This window comes from Mesorhizobium waimense, from assembly GCF_003601975.1.
GTDB lineage: Bacteria > Pseudomonadota > Alphaproteobacteria > Rhizobiales > Rhizobiaceae > Mesorhizobium > Mesorhizobium waimense.
On the sequence record NZ_QZWZ01000018.1, the window covers coordinates 58,323 to 75,343 of the forward strand.

General features: G+C 64.9%; 15 protein-coding genes. 6 read left to right on the forward strand and 9 right to left on the reverse strand.

What is annotated here, in order from left to right; all coding sequences use genetic code 11:
- The first annotated feature begins 2 nt into the window (after window positions 1-2).
- The 3 genes from D3227_RS22320 (at window position 3) to D3227_RS22330 (ending at window position 3,509) form a co-directional block, all read left to right on the forward strand.
- Complete coding sequence (locus D3227_RS22320; protein WP_120016457.1) at window positions 3-737, forward strand: 16S rRNA (uracil(1498)-N(3))-methyltransferase; 735 nt, start codon at window positions 3-5, stop codon at window positions 735-737.
- 204 nt (window positions 738-941) lie between these two features.
- Window positions 942-2,315, forward strand: coding sequence for a glutamate--cysteine ligase (locus tag D3227_RS22325; protein ID WP_120016458.1), 1,374 nt, complete (start codon window positions 942-944; stop codon window positions 2,313-2,315).
- Window positions 2,316-2,495: 180 nt separating this feature from the next.
- The gene (locus tag D3227_RS22330) at window positions 2,496-3,509 is read left to right on the forward strand and encodes a DUF937 domain-containing protein (RefSeq protein WP_120016459.1); all 1,014 of its coding nucleotides are present in this window, start codon (window positions 2,496-2,498) and stop codon (window positions 3,507-3,509) included.
- Window positions 3,510-3,681: 172 nt separating this feature from the next.
- Here D3227_RS22330 and D3227_RS22335 read toward each other — a convergent pair whose 3' ends face one another.
- A complete protein-coding gene (locus tag D3227_RS22335) occupies window positions 3,682-3,972 on the reverse strand; it encodes a DUF1127 domain-containing protein (RefSeq protein ID WP_120016514.1) in 291 nt (96 codons plus the stop codon).
- Between the two features lie 177 nt (window positions 3,973-4,149).
- Between D3227_RS22335 and D3227_RS22340 the strand changes: the two genes are divergently transcribed.
- Window positions 4,150-5,106, forward strand: coding sequence for a LysR substrate-binding domain-containing protein (locus D3227_RS22340; RefSeq protein ID WP_120016460.1), 957 nt, complete (start codon window positions 4,150-4,152; stop codon window positions 5,104-5,106).
- 6 nt (window positions 5,107-5,112) lie between these two features.
- Here D3227_RS22340 and D3227_RS22345 read toward each other — a convergent pair whose 3' ends face one another.
- Window positions 5,113-7,326: a bifunctional diguanylate cyclase/phosphodiesterase gene (locus D3227_RS22345; protein ID WP_120016461.1), complete on the reverse strand. Its 2,214-nt coding sequence runs from the start codon at window positions 7,324-7,326 to the stop codon at window positions 5,113-5,115.
- A 123-nt stretch (window positions 7,327-7,449) separates the two neighbouring features.
- Here D3227_RS22345 and xseA point away from each other — a divergent pair, with 123 nt between their 5' ends.
- Window positions 7,450-9,024: an exodeoxyribonuclease VII large subunit gene (gene xseA, locus D3227_RS22350; protein ID WP_120016462.1), complete on the forward strand. Its 1,575-nt coding sequence runs from the start codon at window positions 7,450-7,452 to the stop codon at window positions 9,022-9,024.
- 8 nt (window positions 9,025-9,032) lie between these two features.
- Window positions 9,033-10,157 carry a DmpA family aminopeptidase gene (locus tag D3227_RS22355; protein WP_120016463.1) on the forward strand — a complete coding sequence of 375 codons (1,125 nt, stop codon included), beginning with the start codon at window positions 9,033-9,035 and terminating at the stop codon, window positions 10,155-10,157.
- A 46-nt stretch (window positions 10,158-10,203) separates the two neighbouring features.
- Here the strand turns inward: D3227_RS22355 and D3227_RS22360 are convergent, their stop codons facing one another.
- The 7 genes from D3227_RS22360 to D3227_RS22390 form a co-directional block, all read right to left on the reverse strand.
- The gene (locus tag D3227_RS22360) at window positions 10,204-10,452 is read right to left on the reverse strand and encodes a DUF768 domain-containing protein (RefSeq protein ID WP_120016464.1); all 249 of its coding nucleotides are present in this window, start codon (window positions 10,450-10,452) and stop codon (window positions 10,204-10,206) included.
- A gap of 525 nt (window positions 10,453-10,977) precedes the next feature.
- Entirely contained in the window at window positions 10,978-11,796 is an 819-nt protein-coding gene (locus D3227_RS22365; protein ID WP_120016515.1) for an IclR family transcriptional regulator, read from the reverse strand.
- An 87-nt stretch (window positions 11,797-11,883) separates the two neighbouring features.
- The gene (locus D3227_RS22370; protein ID WP_120016465.1) at window positions 11,884-12,867 is read right to left on the reverse strand and encodes an ABC transporter ATP-binding protein; all 984 of its coding nucleotides are present in this window, start codon (window positions 12,865-12,867) and stop codon (window positions 11,884-11,886) included.
- On the reverse strand, window positions 12,864-13,883 hold the full coding sequence (locus tag D3227_RS22375; RefSeq protein WP_120016466.1) for an ABC transporter ATP-binding protein: 1,020 nt from the start codon (window positions 13,881-13,883) through the stop codon (window positions 12,864-12,866). Before D3227_RS22375 ends, D3227_RS22370 begins: the two co-directional genes overlap by 4 nt.
- Window positions 13,880-15,103 (reverse strand): amidohydrolase/deacetylase family metallohydrolase, encoded by a 1,224-nt coding sequence (locus tag D3227_RS22380; protein WP_120016467.1) that lies wholly within the window; start codon window positions 15,101-15,103, stop codon window positions 13,880-13,882. Before D3227_RS22380 ends, D3227_RS22375 begins: the two co-directional genes overlap by 4 nt.
- Window positions 15,103-15,966, reverse strand: a complete 864-nt coding sequence (locus tag D3227_RS22385) for an ABC transporter permease (protein WP_120016468.1) — start codon at window positions 15,964-15,966, stop codon at window positions 15,103-15,105. Before D3227_RS22385 ends, D3227_RS22380 begins: the two co-directional genes overlap by 1 nt.
- Window positions 15,966-16,907: an ABC transporter permease gene (locus D3227_RS22390; protein ID WP_167480799.1), complete on the reverse strand. Its 942-nt coding sequence runs from the start codon at window positions 16,905-16,907 to the stop codon at window positions 15,966-15,968. Before D3227_RS22390 ends, D3227_RS22385 begins: the two co-directional genes overlap by 1 nt.
- Between the last annotated feature and the right edge of the window lie 114 nt (window positions 16,908-17,021).

Below are 17,021 nucleotides of genomic sequence, written 5' to 3' on the forward strand. Positions count from 1 at the left end.
TGATGCGCGCCAATTACAAGATGCAGCGGTTGTTCGTGCCTGACGATCTCGGAGCAGACATTGAATTCGATGCCGGCCAGCAGCAAAGCCACTATCTGATGCATGTGCTGCGGCTCGGCGAAGGCGCCGAGCTGCTGCTGTTCAATGGCCGCGACGGCGAGTGGTCGGCGGCGATTGCCGCAAAGTCCAAGAAAGCGGTGCGACTGAAGGTGCTCGCCCTGCAGCGGCCGCAGCCGCCGCTGCCCGATCTCGTCTACTGCTTCGCGCCGCTGAAGCAGGGGCGGCTCGACTATCTGGTGCAGAAGGCGGTCGAGATGGGCGCCGGCATTCTGCAGCCGGTCATCACCCAGCACACGCAGGTAGCAAAGCCCTCCATCGATCGGCTGCGTGCCAATGTCGTCGAGGCGGCCGAGCAATGCGGCATCCTGGCGGTGCCGGAGGTGCGGGAGGCCGAGAAATTCGAACGCCTGCTCGGCGGCTGGGACAAGGAACGCCGGCTGATCTTCTGCGACGAGGATGCCTCGACCAACAATCCGCTGCCGGCACTGCAGGCGGTGCGGGACAAGAAGCTCGGGCTGCTTGTCGGGCCGGAAGGCGGCTTTTCCGACGACGAGCGCAAGATGCTGCGGACACTGCCCTTCGTCACCGCCATTCCGCTCGGACCGCGCATCCTGCGCGCCGATACGGCGGCTGTGGCGGCGCTGGCGGTGATGCAGGCGACAATCGGGGATTGGTGATCAAATCCTGTTGAGGCGTGGCTCAGGATTTTTCGCTTGATCGGCTACTGACATTTCGTCCATCTAGCGCCCGGCGGTTGTCCCACCGCTCTACAGCGCCGCGCGTCCTTCGGACGCGCAAAGGACGCTGTAGCACTTTGATTGGCACATGACCTTTCCGAAAATCGAACCGATTTTCAGGGGTCATGTGCGGGAGGGCTTCTCATGGCACGCGACACAACCGATTTCCGGCCGATCGAAGGCGTCGACGAACTCGTCGAGCACCTGGCCGAAGGCAACAAGCCGCGCGACAAATGGCGCATCGGCACCGAGCACGAGAAATTCCCCTTCTATGTCGACGGCAACGCGCCGGTGCCCTATGGCGGCGAGCACGGCATCCGCGCCATCCTCGAGGGCATGCAGGAAAAGCTCGGCTGGGATCCGATCATCGATGATGGCCGCATCATCGGCCTGGTCGAGCCGACCGGTCAGGGCGCGATCTCGCTGGAGCCCGGCGGCCAGTTCGAACTGTCCGGCGCGCCGCTGGAGTCGATCCACCAGACCTGCCGCGAGGGCAATGCGCATCTGGCGCAGGTGCGCGAGATCGCCGAGCCGATGGGCATTCGCTTCCTCGGCCTTGGCGGCAGCCCGAAATGGTCGCTGGCCGACACGCCGAAAATGCCGAAGTCGCGCTATGAGATCATGACGCGCTACATGCCGAAGGTCGGCACCAGAGGCCTCGACATGATGTACCGCACCTGCACCATCCAGGTGAATCTCGACTTCGAGAGCGAGGCGGACATGCGCCGCAAGATGCAGGTCTCGCTCAAGCTGCAACCGCTGTCGACGGCGCTGTTCGCCAACTCGCCCTTCACCGAGAGCCGGCCGAACGGATTGCAAAGCTGGCGCGGCGACATCTGGCGCGACACCGACAACCAGCGCTCGGGCCTGCTCGAATTCTGCTTCTCGCCCGATTTCGGCTTCGCCGACTATGTCGAATGGGCGCTCGACGTGCCGATGTATTTCGTCATCCGCGACGGCCACTATCACGACATGACGCACGTCACCTTCCGCCAGTTCATGGCAGGTGCCGCCCGCAACGAGGTGCCCGACGGGCTGCCGACGATGGGCGACTGGGCGAACCATCTGTCGACGCTGTTCCCGGACGTCAGGCTGAAGCGCTTCCTCGAAATGCGCGGCGCCGACGGCGGACCATGGCGGCGTATTTGCGCGCTGCCTGCCTTCTGGGTCGGTCTGCTCTATGACGAGGCGGCGCTCGACGCGGCCGAGGCGCTGACTTCGAGCTGGACCTACAAAGAGGTCATGGCGATGCGCAACGCCGTGCCCGAACACGGCATTGCTGCGCCCTTCCGCAACACGACGCTGCGCGAGATCGCCCGCGACGTGCTGGTCATTTCGCGCATGGGGCTGAAGAACCGCGGCAAGAAGAACCGCGATGGCTATGACGAGACCTCGTTCCTCAACACGCTCGACGAAGTCGTGGCGCGCGGCACCACCAGCGCCGAGGAAATGCTTTCGGCCTACCACACGCGCTGGGGCGGCTCGATCGAGCCGGTGTTCATGGAATACGCATATTGAGCCAGCGGGGCATGGCCCGGCCGTAAAAGCCGCTTCAATCGGCGGTGGAAACAAACTAGAGCGCCGCGCGTCCTCTTGGACGCGCAAAGGAATCTACGCATCGTGCTTTCCGAAAATCGATACCGATTTTCGGGCCGATGCGTTAGGTTTCTCCCGAGAGGATTTCCGGAGGAGAGACCTATGCCTTCCTTGTTCGACATTTTGGCGCAAGCCCAGAACGGCAACGGCATGCAGGCGCTTGCCCAGCAGTTCGGGCTTTCAATGCAGCAGACGCAGTCGGCGGTCGAGGCGCTGCTGCCGGCCTTTTCGCAAGGGCTGCGGCGCAACACCGCCGACCCCTATGGGCTCGGCGCCTTCATGACGGCGATGGCCAGCGGCCAGCACGCCAAATACTTCGAGGACGCAAGCAGGGCCTTCTCGCCACAGGGGCTTGATGAAGGCAACGGCATTTTGGGGCATCTGTTCGGCTCTAAGGACCTGTCGCGAGCCGTGGCCAGCCAGGCGGCGCAGGCGACCGGCCTCAGCCAGCAGGTGCTGCAGCAGATGCTGCCAGCGATAGCCTCGATGATGATGGGTGGACTGTTCAAGCAGACCACCAGCCAGATGCAGGCGGCAGGCGGTTTCGGCGGCGGCGGCAATCCGCTCGGCGAGATCATCGAGCAGATGATGCGGCAGGCCGGCGGCGGCGCGCAGGCGCCGCAGCAACGCCAGGCGCCGCAGCCGCAGAGCCCGATGGACAACCCGCTCGGCAAAGTGCTGCAGGACATGTTCGGCGGTGGTGCGCAGCAGCCGCAAAGCCAGCCGCAGCAGGCACCCAACCCCTATGGCGACAACCCGCTCGGCAAGGTCCTGCAGGACATGTTCGGTGGCGCCGCGCAACAGCCGCAGGGCCGGCAATCGCAACCGCAGCAGACTGAGAGCCCGTATGGCGACAATCCGCTGGGCAAGATGTTCGAGGAGATGATGCGGCAAGGCGGCGGCGGGTTCGGCATGCCGGGCGGCCAGCCAGCGCCGCAGGCGCCGCAGCCGCGCCAGGCACCGCAGCCGCAGGCCAATCCGAGCGGCAGGCCGAGGAACCCGTTCGACGATCTGTTCGGCAAGATGTTCGAGACCGGCGCCCAGCAGCGTGACGACTATCAGAAGGGCATGGAATCGATCTTCGACCAGTTCAAGCGCGGCATGAACCGGCGGTAGACAGCCGCGTCGGGCGCTTCCTCACCAAAAGAAAAGCCCGGTCCTTGGGAGGACCGGGCAGGATGCAGGCGAGCCGGCGGGGAACCGGCAGGGAGTGGGACGCCTGCCATAAACCTTGGTCGCGCCGAACCTCAAGAAGGTTCATGAGCACCCAAGCAGCAAGCAACCGCGATCAGGCCACCTTGCGGGCGAGATCCTCGATCGTATCGGCCCGGTCGCTCACGATCGAACGCAGCTTCGCGGTCGGATCGCGGCCAAACGGCAGGTCGATGGCGACGTGCAGGTCACCGCGCGTCAGGCCGATATCGGCAAGCTCGGCGTCCGACATCTCGCCGAGGCGATAGAAGGCGCGGCGGTTTTTCCAGGCTTGGTAGGCGTTGGCGACCGCATTGATCACACGCGTCGCAACGGCCGGACGCGTGGTGATGCGCGAGGTCTCGGTGGCGAAATCATACGTGGTCATGTCGATCTCCTTCAGATTCGAACAGACGAAGCCGGCCGACTGGCGCTGGAGCACAGCGCCGTTCCGGTCTCGATTCACATGCCTTCATGTGGACAATGCAAATTTGCCACGGCCCGATTGATTAATCCAACGAATGTTTCTAATCTTTAGCATCAACATCAATGATGGATTGACCCGATGAAAGCGCCGCTCGATCTCGATCAGTTGCAGACCTTCATCTCGATCGCCGACACCGGCAGTTTCACCCGCGCGGCCGAGGAGGTGCACCGGACACAATCGGCGGTGTCCATGCAGATGCGCCGGCTGGAGGAGCGGCTCGGCAAGCCGCTGTTCGAAAAGGACGGGCGCACCAACAAGCTGACGGAAGAAGGCGACAAGCTGCTCTCCTACGCGCGACGGCTGCTCTATCTCAATCGTGAAACGCTTGCTGCCTTCGACGACCGGCGGCTCGAAGGCACCATCCGCATCGGGACGCCGGACGACTATGCCGATCGCTTCCTGCCGGAGATCATGGCCAGGTTCACGCGCTCAAACCCGCGGGTCGAACTGACCGTCATCTGCGAACCGACGCCGGGCCTGGTCGAGCATATCAAGCGCGGCAATCTCGATCTGGCGCTGGTGACGCATAACGACACGCGCGGCCAGTCGGAAGTGGTGCGGCGAGAGCCGTTGCTGTGGGTCACTTCGGCCAACCACGCGACGCACGAGCAGGAGATCCTGCCGATGGCATTCGGCCGGCCGAACTGCATCTGGCGCCGCGCCGCCGTCGATGTGCTCGACCGGCAGGCCCGCGAATACCGCATCCTGTTCACCAGCTTCTCGGCCACCGTCATCACCGCCGCGGTGCTGTCAGGCCTGGCGATCTCGGTGCTGCCGGAATGCGCGCTGCGGCCCGGCATGCGCGTGCTTGGCGAAGCCGACGGCTTCGGTACCCTGCCCGACTGCCGGATCGGCATCATGCGCGGCCAGACCTCGCAGCCGGAGATCGTCGACGCGCTTGCCCGCCACATCTCGGAAAGCCTAGACAACATTTCCGTGCCGCTCGGCGAAGAGACGGGAAGCTTCGATTTCGCCGCACTGGCCTTCACCAAGATCAAGCGGACCAAGCCCAACCAGATCCTGCCCGGCTGGTAGGTGGCCTCAAGCGCGTACGACCGCCGGCCTGTCGTTTTCCTCCGAGGCTGGGCCGGAAAGACTGAGCAACTGCGCCGGCTCGAGCGGCGGCGAGAGAAGAAAGCCCTGCAGCTGCCGGCAGCCCATCGCGACCAGCAGCGTCTTTTGCGCCTCGGTCTCGACGCCCTCGGCGGTGACCTCGACCTCAAGCGCGATGGCGAGATCGATCAGCGCCTTGACGATCGCCGCCGAATTCCCGTCACCGTCGAGGAGCCGCACGAAGGTGCGGTCGATCTTGAGCTTGTCGATGGCATGGCGGCGCAGATAGCCGAGCGACGAATAGCCGGTGCCGAAATCGTCGAGCACGATATCGACGCCCGACTGGCGCAAGGCGGCCAAAGCCGCCCTCGGCGTGTCGCTGTTCTCCAAAAGCACGCTTTCGGTAATCTCGAGCTGCAGGCGCTGTGGCGCCAGCCCGGTCTCGGCGAGGATTGACGCAACTTGTTCGGGAAAGCCGGCGTCGCGCAATTGCAGCGGCGACACGTTGACGGCGAGCCATGGCAGTTCGGTGCGCACTGCAAAGCGGCAGGCTTCGAGCAGCACCCAGGCGCCAAGCTGAACGATCATGCCGCGTTCTTCGGCGATGGCGATGAATTGTGCGGCCGGCAATGCGCCGTGGACCTCATGCCCCCAGCGGATCAGCGCTTCCGCGCCGAGGATGGTCTTGCCGTTGGTGGCGAAGACCGGCTGGTAGGCCAGCTTGATGCCGGTTCCGCCATTGAGCGCCTTGCGAAGCTCGCTCTCGACCTTGCGCTTGCGCAGCAGAAGGTCGTCCATGTCGCCGGCAAACACCTGATGCCGGCCGCGGCCGTTCTTCTTGGCTTCGTAAAGCGCGATGTCGGCCTTGCGCAGCAGATCGTCGGCATCGGCATCGGCGCCGGCCGAGAGCGAAATGCCGATGCTGGCGCTGACGAAGACCTGGTCGTCCATCAGCTTGAACGGCTCCTGCAGTTTCTGCTGCAGCCGCTCGGCGATATCCTCGGCAGCCCTGATATCGCGGATGTCGATGAGGATCAGGGCGAATTCGTCGCCGCCCAGCCGTGCCACGGTATCGACTTCACGGATCGTGTGCTGAAGCCTGGCCGCGGTCTGGCGTACGAGTTCGTCGCCCGCCGGATGGCCGAGCGTATCGTTGATGTGCTTGAACCGGTCGAGATCGATATAGAGCAGCGCCACCCTTCCCATGTCATGGCCGGTCGTGAGCAAAGCGCGCCGCAGCCGGTCCTCGAACAGGGCCCGGTTGGGCAAGCCGGTAAGCGTGTCGTGGAAAGCGAGATATTGTGCCTGGTCCTGGCTGGTCTGCAGCGCGGACGACGCGCGGCGCAGGCGGCGCAGCAGGAATGCTAGCACACTTGCCGCAAGCAGCAGGCCGATGATCAAAGCTGGAGCTGTCTTGCGCACCAGCGTCAAGCCGGGGCGCTCCTGGTCCCAGCCGATATAGCCAAGGATGACACCCCGCGAATCCACCAGCGGAATGGTGGCCGAGGCGGCTGGCTGCGAAAGCGGCAACAGATGGGCGCTATCCAGAAGGTACTTTTCGGCAATCTTGCCGATCACCGCGTCGTTGATGAATTCCACCGACACATGCAGATATTCGCTGCCCGGCTCCTGGGTGAGCCGGTCCGTGCTCGGCACCAGCGGCATGACGCTAAGGATGGCGGGCTTGCCGCCAAGCGACACAAGGTCCTCGGCGGCCAGCTTGGCCGGGGCGTCGGACGTGTCACCCTTCGGCGGCTCGGCGATCATCGCGCGCAGCTTTGCGATGGTGGGCTGCAGGGCAGGCTCGTCCTCGCCATAGACGGATGGGTCGAGCACCTTGCCCTCCCGCATGGCGTGGACCGGGCGGTTCGCGGCGTCGAGTAGGTAGACCCGGTTGTGGCCATAGTAGGAATACATCCAGGTGCTGAGATTCTCCTCTATCCAGCTCAGGTTGCCAGCCCTGGTGTTGATCACGGAATCATCCCAGACGGTAACGCTTTCCTGCTCGCGCACGACCGCCGCGATCTGATCCTTCAGGCCATTGGCGAAGAAGATCTTCTGCCGTTCGAGCGAGACATGGTCGGCCTGGGCGGTAGCGTAGATGCCAAAGCCGACGACCATCGCTAGGGCAAAGGCGGCGAGCATCAGCACGGTCAGCGTGACCTGATGCGTCAACGGGCTGCTGTTGGGGCGTGCGCTCATGCGTCCTTGGCCGTTTTGAATTGCCTTCAGTCAAAGCAAATCGACCTTAAGATCGCGTTATAATATTAGCGACGATTGATGCCCCGCCTTGACGCAGGCCGACAACCGCTCCCCAATCGAGCCATGAGCGACGCATCCGAATCACGCACCAACGCCACCGAATACACGGTGAGCGAAATCTCAGGCGCGCTGAAGCGCACGGTCGAGGACGTCTTCGGCAATGTTCGCGTGCGTGGCGAGATATCGGGCTATCGCGGTCCGCATTCTTCCGGCCATGCCTATTTCGCGCTGAAGGACGATCGCGCCCGGCTCGACGCGGTTGTGTGGAAAGGCACGATGAGCCGGCTGAAATTCCGTCCCGAGGAAGGGATGGAGGTGATCGCCACCGGCAAGCTGACCACCTATCCCGGCAAATCCAACTACCAGATCGTCATCGACAATCTCGAGCCCGCCGGCGCCGGCGCACTGATGGCGCTGCTGGAGGAACGCAAGCGCCGGCTTCAGGCCGAAGGCCTGTTCGATGCCGGCCGCAAGCGGCGGCTACCGTTCATGCCGCGCACGATCGGCGTCGTCACCTCGCCGACCGGATCGGTGATCCGCGACATCATCCATCGCATCAAGGATCGCTTTCCGCTGCATGTGCTGGTCTGGCCGGTCAGGGTGCAGGGCGAGACGGCAGGCGCTGAAGTGACCGCCGCCGTCAACGGTTTTAACGCGCTGGCCTGGGATGGGGCAATTCCACAGCCTGACCTTCTGATCGTGGCGCGCGGCGGCGGCAGCCTGGAGGACCTCTGGGGCTTCAACGACGAAGGCCTGGCGCGGGCTGTCGCCGCCTCGCGCATTCCGGTGATTTCCGCCGTCGGCCACGAGACGGACTGGACGCTAATCGATCTCGCCGCCGATGTGCGGGCGCCGACGCCGACGGGTGCGGCCGAGATCGCCGTGCCGGTCAGAGCCGATCTCGAGGCGACGCTCGCCAGCCTCAGCGCGCGGCTCAAGGCGGCGGCCTCACGCAATTTCGAACGCAAGCGCCAGGCGGTGCGTGCGGCGGCGCGGGCGCTGCCCTCGCCCGACCAGCTTCTGGCGCTGCCGCGCCGACGCTTCGACGAGGCGACCAACCGGCTCGGCCGGGCGCTATCGGTCAGCATCGATCGCAAGCGGGCAAGGCTTGCCGGGCAGCGGCTGACGCCGGCCACTTTGTCCCGACGCATGAACGAGGCCCGCACGCTGACCGCCCGCGACCTGGCGCGGGCGCAGGCGGCGTTCTTCGCTATCGTGCGCGAACGCAGAGCCCGATTTGCGCGGACAGAGACCAGACTTTCGCCGGCGCCGATCGCCAGGCGGCAGAAACTGCAGGCGGATGCGCTGGCCGCGCTGACGCGGCGGCAGGACCAGGCGGTTGCCAGACAGTTGGACCGGTTGCGTGGAAAATTGACGCAAGCCGACCGATTGCTGGCGACGCTGTCGCACAAGGCGGTGCTGGCGCGCGGCTTTGCGCTGGTCAAGGACGCCGACGGCGCGGTGATCAAGCTGGCGGCGGAGGTGGCACCGGGGGCAGCGCTTCTGCTGGAGTTTGCCGACGGCAATGCGGATGCGGTGGCGACCGGCGGCACGGCGCGGCCGAAGACAATCGACAAGCCGGCCGCCAAATCCCCCGCCAAACCGAAGGAACCGGGCAATCAGGGGTCGCTTTTTTAGAGGACGGCATGACCGGATACGATCCGCATCTTCGGACGCCATCGGGCAAGCCGCGCGCCCGCGCCTTCGGCATCCCGTTCGATGGGGCGCCGGGCCGCTTCAACGCCATCACCGACGTATCAGGCGTTTCGGTTGGCTACGCAACGCTGATCTCAGGCGACGGGCCGCTTAGGGTCGGCACGGGGCCAGTGCGCACGGGGATGACCGCCATCCTGCCGCGGCCGCTCGGTGAACTCGCCACCCCGGTGTTCGCCGGCGACTTCAGCCAGAACGGCAATGGCGAATTGACGGGATCGCACATCATCGAGGAAACCGGCGCCTTCAACCTGCCTGTCACCATCACCAACACGCATTCCTGCGGCGTTTCGCGCGACGGGACGCTGCGCTGGATGCAGGGCGTGCTGCCGGCCGCACTCGACAGCGCCTGGGGCCTGCCGGTGGCGGCAGAGACCTATGACGGCTTCCTCAACGACATCAACGGTCATCATCTGAGCTTCGAACATGTTGAAGTCGCGCTCGATGCCGCTGCCGGCGGCGCGATCGAGGAAGGCAGCGTCGGCGGTGGCACCGGCATGATCTCATTTGGCTTCAAGGCCGGCTCCGGCACGGCGTCGCGTGTCGTTGCATGGCAAGACAGCCGCTACACGGTCGGCGTGTTCGTGCAGGCGAATTTCGGCAAGCGGCGCAATTTCACCCTTCGCGGCCTGCGGGCCGGGCTCGATCTCGCGGAGCCGGCGATCCGAAAAGGCACACCGCGCACTGAGAAGGGTTCGGTCATCGCCATCGTCGCCACCGACGCGCCGTTCCTGCCGCATCAGATGAAGCGGCTGGCGCGGCGGGTGCCGCTCGGCATCGCCATGACCGGCGGCTTCAGCTACCACAGCTCGGGCGACATTTTTCTCGCCTTTTCGACCGCCAATCCGGAGGCCGCGCTGGCGCCGTCAGGCCGAATGGCCATCGCCGACTTCATCCCGGATGTCGATATCGACCCGTTCTTCGACGCGGTGGTGCAGGGGGTGGAGGAAGCGATCCTCAATGCGCTGGTCGCCAATGAGGATATGACCGGGCGAGACGGCAATTTCGTGCCGGCGCTGCCGAAGGCCTGGCTTCAGGCCAAATTCCCAAAGGGATAGGCGCCCGCAAGGGCCGTCTTGACCGACCCTGCGGCCGGGCGGCTCGTCAGGATTTACCCGAATTCGCTTCGCGCTCTTCGGCTTCGGCCGCCTCTTCGAGCCGCGATGCAATCAGTTCCTGGATGTCGCCGACTTCTTCCTGGATGTCTTCCAGCGGTATGCCGGCCTCAGCCGCCTTGGCCGCACATTCCCTGGCGAGGGTCTCGGCCTGCTTGTCGATCTCCGCCGGCACGGGCTGGCAATGGACTTTCTCGCCAATCCACCCCTGCAAAAACTCGATCGCATGTTCACTCATACTGCTGCTTCCCTAGCGGCTGTGCCGGTTGGTAATCATAAACGTCCGCATCGCGCAAAGGCTGCATGTTCCCATTCCAACCGAGTCGGCGCCGCCCGGCAAGCCGGTCGTGCCCAAGGTCCACAAAGGAGAAGGAGAAGGTTCAAGGAGCACGTTCTGACTGTTGAGGATAATGGAACTGTTGCCCGGGATCGTTAGCGATCCGACGCGCTGTTTCTATTTGCTTTTTCCCGGCCTTCAAGACCGATTTGCATCACAATAGGTGTCACAACATGTAGCACGTTTACAGCGCCTTCACGGACACAACCCAAGGTGAGCCGTCGAAGCCGCCGCTATATAGTAACATCTTCGTGGGATGTCGACTCTGCTCGCCACCCTGCTTCTTTCCGCCGCGCTGAGCCTTTCTGGATGGCATATCGTCGTCATCGGGGCGAGCATTCCAAACTGTTGAGATCAGTTCAAACGAGCGCTCGCCGCGGCTTGAGTGCCTGCAGATGGCAAGCCGCGGCTTTCGAGGGTCGGATGTCAGGCTCGGCGAGGCCGCCAGCCCAGTCGTGACTCGATGCGCCTTGCACTTGCCTTGACCAGCGCGATCAGGTCGGGGTCCTTTTGCTGCAGTTTGACGTCGGGCACGACGATCGAAATCGTTGCCCGGCATGCGCCCTGGTTGTCGCAAATCGGCGCCGCGATGCAGGCCACCGAAAAATCCGACTCGCCGGCCTGGATCGACAGGCCCGCCTCCAGCGCTGCGGCGGCGGTCCGGGCCAGAACGTCCTTGTCGGTCTCGGCGCGGCCGGTCGGCGAGGTGGTGGCCGAGCGGGCAAAGATTTCGCGGCGTTCGTCTTCCGACAAATGTCCGACCAGCATGCGGCCGGATGCCGTCCAATTCAGCGGACTACGGGTGCCGACGCGCGAGGTGACCTGGAAATGATCCTTTCCTTCCTCCATGGCCAGAACGACCATGTGGTCGTCGTCGCGGCCGCAGATCTGGACAGTCTCGCGCGAGTTCAGCGCCAGTTCGTGCATCTCCTGCACGGCGACGTTGAGCAGGTCGAGCGTGCGCGCATAGGTCAGCCCATAGTGGTAGAGGCGCGGCCCGAGCCACAGCAGACCGCCATCCTGACGGTCGAGTATTTCCTTTTCGACCAGATCGTCGACGATGACATAGATGGTCGACAAGGGCGCTGCGATATAGCGGGCGATCTCGTAGGCTGTCGCAGGGCGCTCATGTTTCTGCAGATAGTCGAGAATCTGCAGCGCCCGATCGATGCCACTGGTGCGCGAACGGCGAGGCACGGCCTCGCTATCGGCAGGCGTTTCAAGGCTGGCGGCTATCGTCGGCATCGGCACTCAACGTTCTCTGATCGTGCGGCATTGTAGGGCGGCAAAGCGCGGCGCAACAGGTCACATGCGAAAACTCCGGTTAGGCAGCTATTCGTGGTGGCGGATACAGGCCACATGGTGGCCACCGCCGATAGCTTCGACCGGCGGCACGACCCCCGCACAGGCGGCAATCGCCTCGGGGCAGCGAGTGCGGAAGACGCAGCCGGAGGGCGGGTCGATCGGACTGGGAATGTCGCCATGCAGCGGAACATGGGTCCGCCGGCGCGTCGGATCGGGCACCGGCGACGTCGCCAGCAGGGCTTTCGTGTAGGGATGGCGTGGGAAACCGTAGACGAGGCGGCTCGGACCGCGCTCCATGACGCGGCCGAGATACATGACCACCACCTCATCGCAGAGGTATTCGACCACGGAAAGGTCGTGGGCGATGAACAGCATCGTCAGCCCGAGCCGCTTCTGCAATTCGCCGAGCAGGTTGAGCACTTGTGCCTGCACCGAGACGTCGAGGGCCGAGACCGGTTCGTCGGCGACAACGAATTCAGGCTCGACGGCAAGCGCACGGGCTATGCCGATGCGCTGGCGCTGGCCGCCGGAGAATTCATGTGGATAGCGGCTGGCGTGGTCGGGTGACAGGCCGACCAGCGTCAGCAGTTCGGCGACGCGCTCGGCGCGGCGCTGGCCGCGCGGAAAGCCGCGCGCGTCGAGCGCCTCGCCGATGATGGCGGCGATGCGCATGCGCGGATTGAGGCTGGAGAACGGATCCTGAAAAACGATCTGCAGCCTTTGCCGATAGGCGCGCATGTCGCGCGCCGACAGCGAGAACAGATCGATGCCGTCGAACAGAGCCCTGCCGCCTGAAGGTTCTACCAGCCGCAAAATCGCGCGCCCGGCCGTCGTCTTGCCGGAGCCGGATTCGCCCACCAGCCCGACGGTCGAGCCGCGCCTGACATCGAAGCTGACATCTTCGACTGCGTGGACGATGCGGCCGTCGCGGGCAGGAAAATACTTGGTCAGGCCCTGCACGCTGAGCAGCGGCGTTTCCTGCCGGCCTTCCCGGGTGACGGAAACGCTCACAGCTCGGCGCTCCTTATGCAGCGCGACGAGCCGTGCGGTCCAGCCGGCACCAGCGGCGGCGGTACAGCGCGGCAGGGGGCAATGGCGAAGTCGCAGCGTGGTTCGAAGGCGCAGCCCGGCGGCAAGTCGGTGATTGGCGGCACGCTGCCTGGAATGGAATAGAGCGCCCGGCGTTCACCGTCATCGCCGAGATCGCGCGCGGCATTCGGCGTGCAGGCAAGCAGTCCCCTTGTATAGGGGTGACGCTGATGGGCGAACAGGTCGTTGACGGGCGCCTGCTCGACGACGCGGCCGGCATACATGACGACGACATTGTGGGCGATCTCCGCCACCACGCCGAGATTGTGGGTGATGAACAGGATCGACATGCCCATCTCGGCCTGCAGGCGGCGCAACAGGTCGAGGATCTGCGCCTGGATGGTCACATCCAGAGCCGTGGTCGGCTCGTCGGCAATCAGCAGCGAGGGCTTGCAGGCCAGCGCCATGGCGATCATGACGCGCTGGCGCATTCCCCCCGACATCTGATGCGGGTAGTCGTCCAGCCGCGAGGCCGCATCGGGAATCTCGACATGCTTCAGCATCGCGAGCGCACGCTGTCGCGCCGCCTGGCGGCCGATCGGCTCGTGCAACGCGATCATCTCGCCGATCTGGTCGCCAACCGTGTAGAGCGGATTGAGCGAGGTCATCGGCTCCTGGAAGATCATCGCTATCTCCTTGCCGCGAACTTTGCGAAAATCCTTCGGCGCGAAGCTTGCGAGGTCGTGCAGTCTTTCGGCGCGGTCGCGAAACAGGATCTTGCCGCCGGCGATCTGGCCGGGCCGCGACAAAAGCCCCATGATCGACAGGCTGGTGACCGATTTGCCGGAGCCGGATTCGCCAACCACCGCCAGTGTCTCGCCGCGCCTGAGGTCGAAGGTGACGCCGTCTACCGCCTTGGCGGTGACACGGCGGGTTACGAACCAGGTCTTCAGATCCCGGACCGAGAGGATCGTGCCGGCTGCGAGCGCGTCGGTCATGATTTCCACCCGCAGTGCGGGCAGACATGGCCGCCGCCTTCGCCGCCTTCCGGCGGCACATGGCGATGAGCGGCGATCGCCTCGGCGCCAAGGATGGCGTGGCGGGGCTCGAACAGCCGGGAAAGCCGGCTGGTCGCGCCTTGCGAATCCCTTACCGTCAGATCGGCGTCGACGAGATCGAAGAGGGTGAATTCCGCCGGCTTGCCTTTCGCGAGCAGGCCCTCAGCGGGCAACCGGATGGCGCGGCGCGGCGCGGTTGTCGACGCCGCCACCACATCCTCGAAGGCCATGCCGAGCGACAGCAGCTTCGACATCGTCGTTGCCATGTCCCAGACCGCGCCGTCGAGCGAGCGGTTGTGCAGGTCGGTCGAGATGGTTTTCGGCGGCAGGCCGCGTTCGAGCGTCGCCTTGGCGACATCGAAGGAAAACGAGGCGCCGCCATGGCCGACATCGAGCACGATGCCACGCGCCGCCGCCTGCTCGGCAAGCTGGTAGAGGTCGTCGTCCTCGATGATCGAGCCGCCGGCCTTGCCGTTGAAGCAATGGGTGACGATGTCGCCCTCCGCCAGCAGGCCGAGCACGTCGTCGTAGAGCGGCGGCGGTTCGCCGACATGGACCATGATCGGCAGCTTCAGGATGCGGCCGAGCTTCTTTGCCAGCCGGACCGGGGTGAGGTCCCAGCCGCCGGTGATGACGTGGCTGGCGCGCACCTTCAGGCCAATGATGACATCGCGGTTGGCCTCGACGGTGGCGATGGTGCGGTCGATGTCTATCGAGCGCATGTCGATCAGTTCGCTGACGCGGTTGCAGGCGACGAGGCCGATCGAGCCGAGATTGAGAAACGCGTAGATGTTCTCCCTGCCCGGCTCGATGATGAATTCGCGCAAACCGTGGAAATTGGCCTCGCCGGCCGAACCGGCGTCGACCATGGTCGTCACCCCGCGCGCCGCACCGCATTGCTCGGGCCTGATCGAAATATCGGTGCCGCCATACCAGACGTGGACGTGCAGGTCCGTCCAGCCCGGCGACAGGAACGCGCCCTTGGCGTCGACCACTTTGGCATCCTCGCCGGCAGCGATCATCGAACCGATCTCGGCGACACGGCCGTCCTTGCCGATCATCACGTCGACAGGCTGGTCGAAACCGGCGCCAAAGCCGGTCGGCCTTGCACTCCTGATCAGCAGCGGCCGTTCGGCTGTCGGAAAGCGGTTGCCAAACATCAGATATCCTTTGCCAGACGGGGGTCGAGAAGGTCGCGCAGGCCGTCGCCGACGAGCTGCAATGCCAGCACGGTGATGACGATCGCGGCGCCCGGAAACATCATGATCCAGCCGGCCTGGTCCATATATTGGCGGCCGACACTGATCATCGTTCCCCAGGTCGGGATGTCGGGCGAGATGCCGACGCCGAGGAAGGAGAGACCGGCTTCGGCGAGGATGGCGTTGGCGAAAATGAAGGTCCCCTGCACCAAGAGCGGCGAAGTGACGTTGCGCAGCACGTGCCGCACCAGGATGGTCGGCGTCGGCACGCCCAGAGCCCGCGCAGCCTCGACATAGGGCAGTTCGCGGATGACCAGTGTCGAGGCCCGCACGACGCGCGCCAGCCGCGGCGCGTAGACGATGCCGAGTGCCACGACGACGTTGAACGCCGTCGCGCCGAGTGCTGCGACCAGCGCGATGGCAAGCAGAATGTCCGGGAAGGCCATCATGGCGTCGATCAGCCGCGACACCGGCGCATCAAGCTTCCTGAAGAAGCCGGAGGCCAGACCGAGCACGATGCCGATGATCGAGGCGAAGATCACCACGGCGAAGCCGACCGACAGCGAGGTACGGGCGGCGTACAGCATGCGGGTGAAGACATCGCGTCCGAGATCGTCGGTGCCGAACAGATGCGCGAAGCTCGGCGGATGCAGCCGGCTGGCGATCGAAAGCTTCGTCGGCGCATAGGGAGCGATCACCGGCGCCAGAATGGCGGCGAGTGCAATGATGATGAGGATCAGGACACCTACAGCGGCGGTCGGGCGGCCCATCAGCCGCGAGAGCATGGCGGGCTCCGCCAGCTGCGGATTTGAGATCGCGGCCATCAGTAGCGCACCCTCGGGTCGACGGCTAGGTAGAGCATGTCGATGACGAAATTGACCAACACATAGAGGCCGGCGATGACCAGCAACGCGCCCTGGATGACCGGATAGTCGCGCCGGAGCACCGCCGAAACGACGAGGCTGCCGACGCCGGGAAGGCCAAAGACGGTTTCGGTGACCACCGCGCCGGAAACCAACAGCGCCGCGGTCAGGCCGATGACGGTCAGGATCGGGATCAGTGCATTCTTGAACGCGTGTTTCAGCACCACCCGCCACTCGCTCATGCCCTTGGAACGAGCGGTGCGCACATAGTCGTCGTTGAGCACGTCGAGCATGGCGGCGCGGGTGAAGCGGGTGATCAGCGCCGACGAGACCAGGCCAAGCGCCAGCGCCGGCAGCACGAGATGGGCGAGGCGGTCGGCGAACGAGGCGCCGGGACCGCCATATCCGGACGTGTCGAACCAGCCCAGCCTGACCGCGAAGAACTGGATGAGCAGCAGGCCGAGCCAGAAGCTCGGCACGCTGGCGGCAAACATGGCGACCGTCGTGGCGGCCTGGTCGAAGATCGAGCCGCGCGTGTAGGCGGAGAGAATGCCCACGGGCAGCGCTATCAGCGTCGCGATGATGAGCGAAAACACGGTGAGGAAGAAGGTCGGTTCGGCACGCTGCGCCAAGGCGCTGGTGACCGGTTCGCCGAGGAAGATCGACTGGCCCAAGTCACCCTTGATGAGGTCGAGAACATAGCGCCCGAACTGCTCGACGATCGAGCCGTCGAGGCCGAGCTTCGTGCGCAATGCGGCGATGTCGGCGGCGCTGGCGTCGGGCCCGAGCATCACCGCCGCCGGATCACCGGGGGTGACGCGCACGATGACGAAGACGATGGTCACGACCAGCGCCATGACGACGATCATGCCGAGGAGCCGGTTGAGGATCGAGCGCAGCATCGGCCTTCATTCCATAGCCGTATTCCATTCGGGACGATGATGTCGCCGGGCGCCGGAGGGAGTTGGCCGGCGCCCGGCCTGCCTGTCCCGCGGGTGCGGCGGGACAGGCGGAGG